Here is a 13,985-nt window from a genome sequence, read left to right as displayed (position 1 = left end):
CACGACGGGCGGGTGACGCGGTGCCATGATGCACGGGACTCACGGCCCACTACACGCGGGCCTTCGGCCGCCTCGACGGCTCGGCACCCCACCCGCGGCTGCTGGAGTGGCTGGAGTGGCTGGAGAACGCGAACGACCCGCGCCGGGAGAAGTACCTGCGACTGCTCGCGGTGGTCAACGGCTGGCCCGCCCCGCAGAGCCCGGTGCCGGAGTTCGACTGGGCGACCCGGGCCCTGCGTTCGCGACTGCCGTGACCGTGACCGGCCGACGCCCTGCCTCAGCCGACGGCGCGGGAGACAGCGGCGAGACCGGCGCTGCCGGCTGCGCCGGAGAGCCGCGCCGCCACCGCGGCCGGGCTCGGCATCGCCGAGATCTCGGAGCTGACCCCGCGCGCGGTCCGGGCCAGTGCCTCGTCGGTGAGCAGCCGGTCCAGCAGCGCCGGCCCGATCTCCTCGGCGCCGGCGCTCAGCCCGGCTCCCCGCTCGCGCACCGCCTCCGCGTTGATGAAGCGGTCGGACCCGTCGGGCAGCGCGAGCTGCGGGATGCCCGCGTCCAGCGCGGCGAGCGCGGTACCGCTGCCGCCGTGGTGGATCGCGGCCGCGCAGGTGTCCAGCAGCGCCCGCCACGGCACCCATCCGTACGAGCGGACGTTGTCAGGCAACGTGCCGAGTGTGCTGAGGTCGAGCTCACCGGTCGCCAGCACGAAGTCCGCGTCGATCTCGGCGGCCGCAGCGATCACCCGCTCGATCCTGGTCAGGCCGTCGGTCTTGGGCGGTACGGTGCCCAGCGTCACCGCGACGCGCGGACGGTGGGCGGGCGCGGCCAGGCGTTCGGGCAGTGTCCCTTCCCCGTTGTAGGCGACGGGCCGCATCGCGCAGCCGTACCGCTCTCCCCCGGCCATGCTCGGCGGTGCCAGGTCGATGGTGTCCACCGGCTCGGGCAGCCGGTCGACTCCGTGCCGGGCGAAGGTCTCCGCCATCTCCGCGAGCATCAACGCACGCAGCCTGGGGGTGCGGACGAACCCCAGGTCGTGCTGGACCGCGGGCACGCCCAGGCTGGTCGCCGCGAGCAGGGCCACCGGGAACAGGTACTCGTACACCACCAGGTCCGGCCGCCACCGCGCGGCGAGTTCGACGGTGGCGTCGGCCACCGCACTGTTGACGTGGGCTGCCAGCGGGACGAACGCCTCGCGGTCGGCCGCATTGGTCTCGACCACCCGCCCCATCAGGTCGGGCCGCCGGGTGCGGCCGGCCTCCCGGATCTCCTTGCGCCAGTCCACCCCCGGGGCGAGGGGCAGGTACGGCAGCCCGGACGCGGCGACCGGCTCGCCGCCGTCCATCGAGGCCACCGCGACCTCGTGGCCCAGCTCGCGCATCGCTCTGGCCAGCGGGACCAACGGGAAGAGATGGCCGACGCCGGGTGCGCCGGCGAACAGTACACGCATGAGAGAACCTCGGTAATCGACAGGCGGGATCAGCCGGCGGCCCGGTGCAGGGCGGCTTCCAGACCGTTCAGCACGGCGTTGCAGTCGTGGTGCAGGGTGGCGGCGTCGACCGCGCTCAGCAGGTAGACCCCGAGCCAGTTTCGCGACCCCGCAGAGGGATCGAAGGCGGGTACCCGCTGACCCGCCGGCATGGCGAAGGCGGGGACGGCCTCGATGGTGCTGCCCGGTGAGAGCATGCTCTGCCAGTCCACCGCCTGCGGGTTCCAGACCGGCCTGGTCCGCCAGGGCACTCCGGCCGCGTCGGCCGGGACAACGGCCACCGACGCGGCGGCCCGGACACCGTCGGTCAGCATGGCCCCGGGGAACTCGACCCGCTCGCCCAGCAACTGCCGGACCAGCATGCCGATCGGGTCGAGCCCGAACACCTCGTGGACCTGCCTGGTCGTCAGCAGGCCGCCGAACCGGGCCGCGGTCTCGATGACCACCAGCTCGCCGTTCTTCATCAGTTTGAGCTCGGTGTGGGTACCGCAGTTCTCCAGTCCGAGCGCGTCGACGGCCTGCCGCGAGACCTCCTCGATCCGGCGCTGCAGCGGCACCGGCATGACGGAGGGCGAGGTGCTGGCCACCTCGACGAAGGACGGAACGGTCGGCAGCTTGGCGGTGATGGCCAGCGGATGGTAGACGCCGTCCGCGACGATCCCCTCCACGCTCACGTAGTCGCCGTAGCCGGGCTCCCGGTACCAGCCCTCGGCGGAGCCCTGGGCGATCTCCTCCACCAGCCGGTCCCGGTCGGTGTCCGCGGCGTGGAGCTCGTTCATCCCGACCCGGCTGCCGGCCTCGAGGCCACGCTCGATCTCGGTCCACGCCGGGACGGCGTCCTCGGCCGAGTCCAGCACGATCTGGGCGACCGACCCGGCGCCCCAGGCCGGCTTGAGCAGCAGCGGGGGTGTGAACTCGGTCAGCGCGGCGTTCAGGTCCGCGAGGCTGTCGACCCGGCGGAACCGGGGTATCGGCACCCCGGCGGCGGCCCACGCCTCCCGCATCAACCGCTTGTCCCTGGCGCGGATGATCCCCTCGCCGGCACCCGCCAGGCCGAGCCGGCTCGCGGCGTGCGCGACGGCCAGCACCGCGAACTCCGAGAGCGTCAGCACCGCGTCGGCCCCGATCGCCTTCGCGTACTCGACGATCAGCTCGACCAGGTCGTCGCCGCGCGGCGCCTCGAGCAGCAGCTCGATGCTGGTACAGCTGGGCCGCCACACCTCCTCCGCGGTCGTGGGCAGCGGAGCCAGCGCGAGTACGTGCAGTTCCCCGCAGGCGGCGATGCGCGGGAAGGCGTACTCCAGCGGGGCGCCGCCCTTGACGTAGACGTACAGAATCCTGTTCAACGTACTATCTCCTGACGGAAGTTCACTCGGGCCGCGTCATCCGGCGGTGCTGAAGGGGCGCAGCTGCAGCAGGCTGATCCGGTCGCCCTCGATCGCCCACTCGATGTCGACCGGGGCGGCGTAGCTCTCGTCGGGCGAGAAGTGCGACTGCAGCAGCCGGCTGATCAGGGCCAGCCGGCCCAGGAGGTCCTTGGTCGCGGTCTCCAGGTCGGCGGCGGCCGAGCCCAGCGAGACCGTGCGGCTGCCGCCCTCCATGGTGTTGCACAGGTACTGGAGCGGGGCGCCCTGGCCGGAGACCACCTCGGTCACCGAGTGCGGCGAGATGTTGAGGTAGACGTTGCGGAAGTCCTGCGGGCTCAGCGGGTTGCAGGTGACCAGGACGCCGCCGGTGGTGGCGCCGACCTGCTCCTGGATGATCACGCCCATCCGGCAGTGGTCCAGGGGGATGCCCGCCTGGTGCCGCAGCAGCACGGCGCGCGGCGAGAGCAGCGAGGACCAGACCTCCCGCACCGCGGCGAGGACCGAGTCCGTGCCGGTGCGGTGTGCCACCGACTCGTAGAGTCCGGCGGCGGAGAAGCCGGGCAGGTCCTCGGCGTTGGACGAGCTGCGGACGACCTGGACGGGTACGCCGTACAGGTGCCGGTCGACCGCCCGGTCGATCTCGGTCCGGATCGGGTCGGGCAGCGGGGTGGTGCGGATCAGCCGCTGCGTTTCGAGGCAGAGTCCCTCGATCCGGGAAGTCCCGGTCCGCAGTGCGGAGTCGAGCCGGCCGAGGGCGTCCTGGAGCTCCGCGGAGGAGTCGAGGAAGCGCTGCTGGAGCGAGAACGGCAGCACGATCCCGCGCGGCACCTGGGTGTGCTCCTTCACCAGGTGCTGTGCGGCAGCGCTCAGCTCGGTGTCGTCCGCGCTTTCCGGGACGCCTAGTTGCCGGGCCAGGTAGCGCAGCAGGTTGTCCCGGGGCGGCCGGGGGACGCGGTAGAAGCCGAGCCAGCGCGGTGAGCCGTGCTGCAGCAGGTGGGTGAGTTCACCGAGGTTGGCGGCCTTGGTGCCGAACCGGACGTGGTCGCCCGCGCGCAGTTCGGACAGGGGGGTGATCGGGGTGGGCGCGAGGTCGGGCCGGTCCACGGTGACGCGTTCGGCCGGCGGCGTCGGCCGAACGCCGCCGCGGCGCGGCGGCGCGGCTTCGAGCAGGAGGTCGGAGCCGTCGGCGTCGACCCGGTAGTGGACCCATCGGCCGGCCAGCCCGGCGCGGTCGATCCGGTCGACGGCTCCGGTGCCCACGGCGTTGGGGATCTGCCACCCGGCGGCCATCACGTTGATGTGGGAGAGCGGGGTGGTGTGCTCGGTGTGGATGATGCCGGACACCCGGGGGATGTCCTCGGGGACCTTGGGCATCACCACGATGTCGTGCCACTCCAGCGGCTCGGGGTCGGCCCGGTACTCCTCCTCGGAGCGGAACACCCGCAGCCGCCCGTGGGCCGTCCCGGGGTTCAGCGGCACGAAGGAGGCCGTGGAGTAGAGCTCGTGGGACAGGACGCGCGGCATCTCGGTCTCCGGGATCCGGGCGACGTAGCCCTCCTGCCGGTGATTGGCCGGCTTGAGGACCAGCGGGAGCGACGGGTCGATGTGGTCGCGCACCCTGTGGTAGAAGAACCGCAGCATGTCCTGGGACATGGTGTCGACGTCGACGGTCTCCAACGACAGGAAACCGTCCGCCGCGTGGCCACTCTCCGGGTCCTGCCGGGTGTGCAGGGCGAGGGTGCCGAGATAGAAGCGGCGGTCGGGATTCCGGTAGACGTCGTCGTTGAACGAATCGAGCCCGCGGGCCAACTCGTCGATCGACATGCCGAGTATCTCGCACGCGATGTAGCGGACGTGGAGGGTGCCGTCCGCACTGTCGATGAAGTGGAGCACCGACTCGGCGCGGTCGAGCACGATTTTCACATAGGGATAGCCCCCGACGTTGCCGGCGAGCTGGGAGAACTCCTGGAGGGTGAGCTTTTTGCCTGCGAGGCAAGGCCGCGTGGTCGCTTCGTTGCGATCCGAACGGGGAATGCGCACAGTTCAGCCATTCGTCATCGTGTACACGATCAGTGTGCACCAGGCCAGAAGGTGGTACGGCTACACACATATTGCCATCACATCTGGACTTCTGACGAATAGTCATATGACATTCGGTCACTATGGATTGATTCGGCCATAAAAATCCCACCCGATGAAACTGCGCCGGCAGGTCAAGTTGTGGCAAAGGTCACAACAAGTTGATGCTCAGCCGGTCGGACAATCGAAGATTTCCGGAATGTTGATTCCTGTACGATTTCCAACCCGGAGCTCGGCGAACCTGACGGCCGCCATCCAACTGCATGTCATGTCCAGTGCCACAAAGGTCGTCGCAGATCTACTCCGAGCGCGCTCCTGCCGGTACTGTGCTCGCCACCAACATCCCGTCGGGGAGGGGTCGTCCATGGCGATCGCACGCAGATCGGTGCTCAAGGGCTCGTCGGCGGCGGGCGCCGCCCTGCTGGTCGGCGGGTCCACGGAGGCCTCCGCCGCCGAACCGGCCGCCCCGCCGGGCCCGTTACTCCAGTCCCGCCCGCACCGGCTCGGCGCGCCGAGCGTGAACGGGCTCCACCTGCAGTTCGGCACCGACCCCGCCACCGAGATGACCGTCTCCTGGATCACCCCGCAGTCGGTCCGCCAGCCGCAGGTCCGGCTCGGCTCCCCCGACGGCGGCTTCGGCCGGACCGTCACCGCCGAGACCAGGACGTACCGCGACGCCGTCACCAGGGAGGAGGTGCACGTCCACCACGCCCGCCTCACCGGGCTCCGCCCGGCGACCACCTACCTGTACACCGCCGGGCACGACGGCACCGCCCCGGAGACCGGATCGTTCACCACCGCCCCGCGCGGCCGCGCCGCCTTCACCTTCACCAGCTTCGGCGACCAGGCCACCCCCAACCTCCGCAGGACGGTCGACCTGCCGCCCGGCGTCCCCTCGCCCACCGGGGGCTACCCCCTCTACACCAGCAGCCAGGTGGGCTCGGCCGCCTCCGCGGACATCGTGGCGGCGGTGGAACGGGTCGGCCCTCTCTTCAACCTGGTCAACGGCGACCTCTGCTACGCGGCCGCCAGCCCCCGCTTCGGCCAGAGCCGCACCGCGACCTGGGCCGACTGGTTCATCAGCAACAGCCGCTCCGCCCGGCTGCGCCCCTGGATGCCCTGCGCCGGCAACCACGAGAACGAACAGGGCAACGGCCCGATCGGCGCCTCGGGCTACCAGACCTACTTCGAACTCCCCCACTCCGCCGCCTCCTTCGACCAGGAGACCCTGGGCATGTGGTACGCCTTCACGGTCGGCGCGGTCCGCTTCATCTCGCTCGCCAACGACGACGTCGCCATCCAGGACGCCGGTGACAGCTATGTGCACGGCTACTCCGGCGGAGCCCAACGGGACTGGCTCGAAGACGAATTGGGGTCAACGCGGGCAAACCGGTCGATCGACTGGATCGTGGTCTGCATGCACCAGCCGATGATCTCAAGCACCAAGTCCGGCAGCGGGAGCGACCTGGGCGTGCGCAGCTCCTGGGGCCCGCTCTTCGACCGCTACGGCGTCGACCTCGTCGTCAGCGGCCACGAACACCACTACGAGCGCTCGCACCCCGTGCGCGGCGCCCTCCCCAACGAGACCCGCACCCCGATCCCGGTGTCGACCCGGACCGACGTGATCGACACCGGCCGGGGCACCGTCCACATGGTCATCGGTGCCGGCGGCAACTTCGCCACCTCCCAGAACGACCTCTTCGACAAGCCGTACGGCCGGGTCATCGTCTCGCTCGGCGACCAGGTGGGCAACTACCTGGCGGGCCACCGGGATCCGGTCTGGGTCACCGAGGACGCCCCCTGGGCCTCGGTCCAGGATCGCCGTCACACCCACGGCTTCGCCGCGTTCGACGTCGACCCCGGCGACCGCCGGAGCGGCCGCACCCGGATGCGGGTCACCTACTACACCTTCGACGGCCCGCACGGCGACCTGACCCCGGTGGACGCCTTCACCCTGGAACGGCCGCGCTCCGACGCCCGCGCCTGAGTCCCGACGGCGGCCCCGGTGCCGCGAGCGGGAGCCCGAGCCCAACGGCCCGGACCGGCACCGCCGGTCCGGGCCGTCGCTGCGCCCGGCTGGGACTCGGGCCCCATCCGTGCCCGCCCCGCCGCCCCGGAGTGCAACCCGGCCCGGTCATTCACCCGACCGCACCCCGCCGGCTGCCGGCCGTTCCCAGATCCTGCGGTAGGCCTCGCGGTAGCCCGGCGGGTCCCAGGCGGTGACCCCGGCGCTGTTGGCGGCGGTGGCGATGTGGACCGGTGCGACGTATCCGCTGGCGCTTTCGCCGGCGAAGGCGCGGTTGAACTCGTCGACGATCTGCCAGCCCTGTTCGGTGAGCGGCTCGGGGACGGTGGCGGCCTGGAACTGCCTGCTCTGGATGCGCTGGAAGGCCGAGGGGTCGCCGTCGCCCGCGCCGATGTTGAACGGCGCGCCGTCACCCGGCTTGCCGGCCGCGCGCAGGGCCGGTGCGGCATCGGCGAAGTAGAGGTCGTTGATCGCGGCGGAGAAGGTCCACTGGCCCTGGAAGCGGGCGAGCAGCGAGGAGACCTCCTGGGGCGTACGGCCGCTGGCGTCGGCGATCGGAATGTTCGCGGAGGCCAGCAGCCTGACGCCGGGACAGTCCGCGAGACTGCTCTTGATCAGGTCGGACTTGTTCCTGGCGAACGGGATCGAGTCATCGGTGAAGACCACCACGCCTGCGTTGCCGTTGGACTCCGCGATGACCCAGTCCGCGGTGATCCGGGCGACCTCCGTGACGCTGGTGGTGACGTTGCTGAAGAGTCTGGGATTCTGGCTCGGGCCGGGAGCGGCCTCCGCGTGCCAGCCGACGAGCGGGAGGTGCGCCGCTTCGGCCTGCGCCAGCTGCTGCGCGGTCAGGGTGGGATCGAAGCCGCCGATGACGATGCCCGAGGGGCTGAGGTCGATCGCCTGGCTGAACGCCGCTTGGATGCCGACCGGCGTGCCCTGCCCGTCGATCACCCGGACACTCCATCCGATGACCGCCGCGGCTTCGATCACGCCCCTCGCCACGCCCGCGACGCCGGGATTGGTCATGGTCTGGGCCACGAAGACGATCGTCTTGCCGGGAACCGCCGCGGGACCGCTGGTGGGGCCGTTCCAGGCGAGGTCGATCCGCGCGGCCTGCTGGACGTCGGCCTTGGCCCGGTCGACGACGGCAGGGCAGCCGGCTCTCGTCGGCCCCGCGGTGGCGGAGCCGGTTCCGGTCGACACACCGCGCTGGCAGCCGGCCAGCAGACCGGCCGCGGCCAGCAGGGCAGCGCCCCTGACGGCCCTGCGGTTCACCGGGCGTCCCGGGACGCGGCGGCGTCCGCCGGGGTGTGCCCGCTCCCGGCGGCGTCGGCGCGCAGCCGGCGGCGTGCGGAGAAGCCGGCCAGGCCGACCGCGACCAGCAGGGCCGCACCGTCGAACAGCGGGACGGTCCAGAAGTCGGCGCCCAGTTGGCCGATCCCGGCGAGCCCGATGGCGAGGACGGCGACGGCGACCACGGTTCCCAGGGCGTTGGCCCGGCCGGGCCTGATCGCGGTCGAGCCGAGCAGCGCGCCGACGAAGGCGGGCAGCAGGTAGTCGATGCCGACGCTCGGGTTGCCGATCTGCTGCTGGGCGGCGAGCAGGACGCCCGCGCAGCCGACGACCAGCCCCGATCCGGCGAAGGCGTACACGCTGTACCGGCGGATCGGGATGCCGACGAGTTCGGCGGCACGGGTGTTGGAGCCGATGACGTACATGTACCGGCCGAGCGGCAGCCGTTCCAGCAGCAGCCACAGCGCGGCGGTGAGCACGACCACGTAGGAGGCGGACACCGGCAGGCCGAGGAACTTGGAGTCGTAGAGGTCGGTGAAGCCTGCGGGCAGGCCGCCCGGGCCGGGGACGATCCGGGCGCCGCCGGTGATCCAGCCGGTGAAGGCGTACAGGATGCTGCCGGTGCCGAGCGTGGCGATGAAGGAGTCGATCCGGCCGTACTCGACGACCAGGCCGTTGAGGACGCCGAAGGCCGCACCACCGATGATCACCGCTAGGCAGGCGAGGGGCCAGGGCCAGCCGCCCACGATGAGCTGCAGTGTCAGGACGTGGGCGAGCCCGAGGCCGTAGCCGATGGAAAGGTCGAACTTGCCGGTGACCACCGGGATCGTGGCACCGAGCGCCAGGAGCGCCGGGATCGACTGGTTCGAGAGGATGGAGGAGACGTTGTCCAGGGTGGGGAAGGTGTCCGGCAGCACCACGGAGAAGACCAGGAACAGCAGGGCGGCGAGGGCCGGCAGACCGTAGGTGCCGATGAGGTGGTGGCCGCGCGGCCACCGGCGGGAGGGGTTTGCGGTCATCGGTCCTGGTGCTTCAGTCGACGTCGCCGCCGGTGACGGCGGGCATGGCCGAGGCGGCGCGGGTCAGCCCGGCGACGGTGAGGACCGCGCCGGTCAGCTCGCAGGTCACCCTCCCGCGGACGAACACCAGGGCGCGGTGGCACACGGTGGCGACCTCCTCGAAGTCGGTGGAGCTGAGCAGGACCGCGAGGCCGGCGGCCAGCTCCTGGTCCAGCAGGCGGTAGAGCTCGGCCTTGGCACCCACGTCCACACTGGCGGTCGGCTCCTCGAGGACCAGCAGGCGACGGCGCACCCGGAGCCAGCGGCCGAGCATCACCTTCTGCTGGTTCCCGCCGGACAGCGTGGCGATCGGGGCCTCGCCGTCCCTGGGGCGTACCGAGAGGCGTTCGATCAGGGCGGCGGCCTCGGTGCGCTCGCGCCGGGGGCTGATCCAGTGCAGCGCCGGCCGGTCGCCCACCCCGGGGTTGGCCAGCAAGTTCTCACGGACCGTCAGTTCCGGTGCGCATCCTTCCTCCTGGCGGTTGCCGGTGACGAAGCCGACGCCGGCGGCGGCGGCCGCGGCGACCGTGCGCGGGGCGTAGGGCCTGCCGTCGAGCAGGGCGTGCCCGGCGCGGATCGGCCGGGCGCCGGCGAGGGCGCGGCCCAGGTCGAGGTGGCCGGCGCCGGTGAGCCCCACCATCCCGAGGATCTCGCCGGCGTGGAGCTCGAGGCTCACCGGTCCGGCGTGCTCGGTCCGTACGCCGTGCAGGCTCAGCACGACCGGACCACCGGGGGTCGCGGCGCGGCGGTAGCCGGTCGGCTCGCGGCCCACGATGTCGTGCACCAGGCGCCGGGGGCTGTGGCCGGCGAGCGGGCCGGAGCTGATCAGGCGGCCGTCGCGCAGCACGGCGAAGGTGTCGGCGACCCGGTACACCTCGTCGAGGCGGTGGGTGACGTAGACGATGCCGTGCCCCCTCTCGCGCAGGGCGTGCAGCACGTGGAAGAGCCGGGCGCCGTCGGCGGTGGGGAGGCTGGCGGTCGGCTCGTCCAGGACGATCAGCTCCGCCCGCCTCGCCAGGGCGCGGGCGACGGCGACCAGCGAGCGCTCTGCCGGGGCCAGGTCGGCGATCCGCGCGTCGGGGTCCAGGTGTCCGGCGACGGTCCCGAGGACCTCGGCGCAGCGCTCCCGGGTCCGCCGCCAGGAGACCAGGCCGTGGCGGCGCGGGTAGCCGGTGCCCAGCGCGATGTTCTCGGCAACCGTCATCCACTCGACCAGCCCGAGGTCCTGGTGGATGAAGGACATGCTCCGGGTGGCGGCCTCGCTCCCGATCGGGTGGCCGGCCACCGTCACCTCGCCCTCGTCGGCGCGTTCGACCCCGGCGAGGATCTTGATGAGGGTGGTCTTCCCGGCACCGTTCGGGCCGAGCAGGGCCAGGACGCTGCCGCGGTGGATGTCGAGGTCGACCCCGGCCAGTGCGCGGGTGCCGCCGAACCGCTTGCCGAGACCGCGGATGCGGACGAGCGGGCCCACCGAGGCGTCGCCCACCGTGGCGTCGGGAGCGTCATGCATGGACCTCTCCAGGGCTCGGCCGCCAAGGGCCGTTGCCGCTGCCCCACCGGATCGCGCCGTCTCTCTCGCGGTGCACCGTTCCTACCAGCTGAGCCCCGGCCGCCGCACCGCCGACACACGGTTTCGCCGAGCCGCGTCGCTAGATGGCGGGTATGTCAGCCAGGTAGCTCGCGGACAGGTCCGGAAGGTCTCCGGGCTGCTCCACGGCGCACTCGGCCCAGATGACCTTGCCCCGGTCGGTGTAGCGGGTGCCCCAGGCCTGGGCGAGCTGGGCGACGAGGAACAGGCCGCGGCCGCCTTCGTCCGTGGTGGCGGCATGGCGCAGGTGCGGGGCGGTGCTGCTGGCGTCGGAGACCTCGAAGATCAGCGTGCGGTCGTGGATCAGTCGTACCTGGATGGGCTCGCGGCCGTAGCGGATGGCGTTGGTGACCAGCTCGCTGAGCAGCAGTTCGGTGACGAAGGCGACCTCCTCCAAGTCCCAGTCGCTCAGCCTGCGGGTGACGGCGGCGCGGATGTCGGCGACCCGGGCGGGGTCGGCGGGCACGTCCCAGGTGGCGATCTGGTCGGGGGGCAGCGCCCGGGTGCGGGCGACGAGCAGCGTGACGTCGTCGACGAGGCGTTGGGGGACCACGGTGTCCACGATCGCGCGGCAGGTTTCCTCCGGAGAGCTGTCCGGGCGGGCCAGCGCGCCGCGCAGCCGGTCCAGCACGGTGTCGACGTCGCGCCAGCGGTCCTCGATGAGCCCGTCGGAGTAGAGCACCAGTCGGCTGCCCTCGGGGAGGTGGAACTCGGCGGTCTCGAAGGGCAGGCCGCCGAGGCCCAGCGGTGGCCCGGCGGGCAGCTCGGGGAGCGTCACCGTGCCGTCGGGCCGGACCACCGCGGGCGGCGGGTGGCCGGCGCGGGCCAAGGTGCAGCGCTGGGTGGTCGGATCGTAGACGACGTACAGGCAGGTGGCGCCGATGATGCCGGTGCGGGCGGCGGCGGGTTCCGCGTCGTCCTCCTCGCGGTCGAGGCGGCCGACGAGGTTGTCCAGGTGGGTGAGGAGTTCGTCGGGAGCGAGGTCCAGCTCGGAGAAGTTGTGCACGGCGGTGCGCAACCGGCCCATGGTGGCCGCGGCGTGCAGGCCGTGCCCGACCACGTCGCCGACGACCAGGGCGACCCGGGCGCCGGAGAGCGGGATGACGTCGAACCAGTCGCCGCCGACACCGGACTCGGCGGGCAGGTAGCGGTGGGCGACCTCGACGGCGCTCTGCTCGGGCAGGCCGCGCGGGAGCAGGCTGCGCTGCAGGGCCAGCACCATGGTGTGCTCGCGGGTGTACCGGCGGGCGTTGTCGATGCAGATGGCGGCGCGGGTGGCGAGCTCCTGGGCCAGCGAGCGGTCGTCGTCGCCGTAGGGGGCGGGGTCCCGCGCGCGGTAGAAGCTGGCGATGCCCAGGACGACGCCGCGGGCGAGCAGCGGGACGGTGATCAGGGAGTGGGCGCCCAGGGCGAGGATGCGCTCGGAGCCCCTGGGGGTCTGGGCCCGCCAGCCGGCGGCCGTGCTCAGGTCGGGTTCCAGCACCGCCTGCCCGCTGACCAGGCAGCGGACGTGCGGTGTGGTGGGACGCAGGTCGACCCGTTCGCCGACCGGGTAGAAGGGGCAGTCATCGGTGACGCCGTGGACCACGGTGCGGTGCAGGTCGCTGCGCGGGTCGGCGGACTCCTCGCCGCGCAGGACGGCCTCGGGCAGGTCGATGGTGACGTAGTCGGCCAGCCGCGGGACCGCCATCTCGGCGAGTTCCCAGGCGGTGCGGGTGACGTCCAGGGTGGTGCCGATCCGGGTGCTGGCCTCGGAGAGCAGCTCCAGGCGGCGGCGGGCCGCGACGGCGTACTTGCCGACGCCGGGCTCGCCCACGAGCAGCAGCCCGGCGGAGACGCCGCGCGTGGTGGCATCGCCGGTGGCGGGGGTGTCCGCCGTGCCGCCGGACGGGCGGGCGTCGACGGGGCACGACGGGACGGCTTCGGCGGGGCCGGCCCGGTGGCCGGGCGGCGGGGCGGGCGGGGCGATGGTCATCGGGAGGCTGAGCTGCTCGCCGAGGTGGCCCGGAACGGTGAGCTGCGGCCGGATCGAGCCGCTGTGCAGGACCACCTCGATGACGACGCCCTCCACCCCGGAGCTGCTGGTCACCGGGTGGCTCATCAGGGTGACCCGCCGGCCGCGGGACAGGGTCACCTCGACGGCGGCCCGCTTGGCCCGGGAGATGAGCTCGGTGGCCTGCTCCGCGAGGAGCAGCTGGTCGTTGCGGTCCAGTCCGCTCTGGGCCAGCTCGTCCACCCCGAGCAGACGCCGCCCGTCCCCGGCCGTCTCAACGGCCCGCACCAGGCGCCCGGAGTCGAGGTAGGCCCGCAGCAGCGCGCGCTCCCGCGCCGAGCTCTGCGTCAGGAGCCTCTGTTCGATCACGGCGGCCGCTTTGCGGATCACGGTGTCCAGCGCCGGGTCGGCGTAGCTGCGGGGGAAACCGAGGCAGAGGACCCCCTCGATGCGTCCGCTGAGCGGGTCGCGGACGGGGATCGCCGAACAGCCGTTGACCTGCGATCGCTCGGCGAAGTGTTCGGCGCCGTAGACGTGGATGAGCCGCCGTTCGGCGAGGGCGAGACCGATGCCGTTGGTCCCCCCGTACTGCTCGGCGAACACGAAGCCGGGGAGGCTCTGGAACTCGGGCAGGGTCCTGGCCATGGAGATCTCACCGAAGCGGCGCTGCAGCACCGTACCGGTCTCATCGGTGAGGGCCACGTTCATCCGGCTGCCCGCGAACCTGGCCGCCAACCGGTCCAGCACCGGTACGGCCGCACGGACGAGCCGGCCGTCCGATTCGAAATCCGGCCGGTACGGCAGCTCGATCCGGTCCGGCGAGAGCCCCAGCAGTTGGGAGCGCTGCCACGAGTCGAGGATGAGGCTCCGCACGTGGCCCTCGACCGTCCCGTCGTGCAGGAAGCGCTCACGGACCCGTGCGGGGCCCATGCCCGCCTCGCCGGCACCTGTCACGATCGCCACGGCACTCACACTCCGGGAGCTGCCCCCTTCGAAGCAATATTAGGACTTTGACCACGAAGCGGATTGCTCAGCGGATTCCCCGGGCCCGGCCGGGCCGGGACGCCTCGGTGGCAGCGGCCCGGCAGCCACCGC

General features: G+C 72.4%; 8 protein-coding genes. 1 reads left to right on the top strand and 7 read right to left on the bottom strand.

Annotated features, from left to right (window positions below):
* Positions 1 to 277: 277 nt before the first annotated feature.
* From ACZ5ON_RS27240 to ACZ5ON_RS27230, 3 genes are read right to left on the bottom strand one after another with little or no spacing between them, the layout of a single operon-like run.
* Positions 278 to 1,444, bottom strand: a complete 1,167-nt coding sequence (locus ACZ5ON_RS27240) for a nucleotide disphospho-sugar-binding domain-containing protein (RefSeq protein ID WP_465598045.1) — start codon at positions 1,442 to 1,444, stop codon at positions 278 to 280.
* A gap of 29 nt (positions 1,445 to 1,473) precedes the next feature.
* Positions 1,474 to 2,829, bottom strand: coding sequence for an ATP-grasp domain-containing protein (locus tag ACZ5ON_RS27235; RefSeq protein ID WP_465598042.1), 1,356 nt, complete (start codon positions 2,827 to 2,829; stop codon positions 1,474 to 1,476).
* Positions 2,830 to 2,865: 36 nt separating this feature from the next.
* Positions 2,866 to 4,773, bottom strand: a complete 1,908-nt coding sequence (locus ACZ5ON_RS27230) for a PEP/pyruvate-binding domain-containing protein (protein ID WP_465598039.1) — start codon at positions 4,771 to 4,773, stop codon at positions 2,866 to 2,868.
* 520 nt (positions 4,774 to 5,293) lie between these two features.
* Here ACZ5ON_RS27230 and ACZ5ON_RS27225 point away from each other — a divergent pair.
* Positions 5,294 to 6,916 carry a purple acid phosphatase family protein gene (locus ACZ5ON_RS27225; protein ID WP_465598036.1) on the top strand — a complete coding sequence of 541 codons (1,623 nt, stop codon included), beginning with the start codon at positions 5,294 to 5,296 and terminating at the stop codon, positions 6,914 to 6,916.
* Between the two features lie 147 nt (positions 6,917 to 7,063).
* Here ACZ5ON_RS27225 and ACZ5ON_RS27220 read toward each other — a convergent pair whose 3' ends face one another.
* From ACZ5ON_RS27220 to ACZ5ON_RS27205, 4 genes are all read right to left on the bottom strand, one after another.
* Positions 7,064 to 8,233: a substrate-binding domain-containing protein gene (locus ACZ5ON_RS27220; RefSeq protein ID WP_465598033.1), complete on the bottom strand. Its 1,170-nt coding sequence runs from the start codon at positions 8,231 to 8,233 to the stop codon at positions 7,064 to 7,066.
* Positions 8,230 to 9,270, bottom strand: a complete 1,041-nt coding sequence (locus ACZ5ON_RS27215; RefSeq protein ID WP_465598030.1) for an ABC transporter permease — start codon at positions 9,268 to 9,270, stop codon at positions 8,230 to 8,232. Before ACZ5ON_RS27215 ends, ACZ5ON_RS27220 begins: the two co-directional genes overlap by 4 nt.
* A gap of 13 nt (positions 9,271 to 9,283) precedes the next feature.
* Positions 9,284 to 10,819, bottom strand: a complete 1,536-nt coding sequence (locus ACZ5ON_RS27210) for a sugar ABC transporter ATP-binding protein (RefSeq protein WP_465598027.1) — start codon at positions 10,817 to 10,819, stop codon at positions 9,284 to 9,286.
* A gap of 139 nt (positions 10,820 to 10,958) precedes the next feature.
* Positions 10,959 to 13,820 carry a SpoIIE family protein phosphatase gene (locus ACZ5ON_RS27205; RefSeq protein ID WP_465598097.1) on the bottom strand — a complete coding sequence of 954 codons (2,862 nt, stop codon included), beginning with the start codon at positions 13,818 to 13,820 and terminating at the stop codon, positions 10,959 to 10,961.
* Positions 13,821 to 13,985: the final 165 nt, after the last annotated feature.

The organism is Kitasatospora sp. NPDC032150 (genome assembly GCF_055579945.1).
Note: the sequence above shows the minus strand (reverse complement) of the source record. Positions and strands in the feature narration are given on the sequence as shown.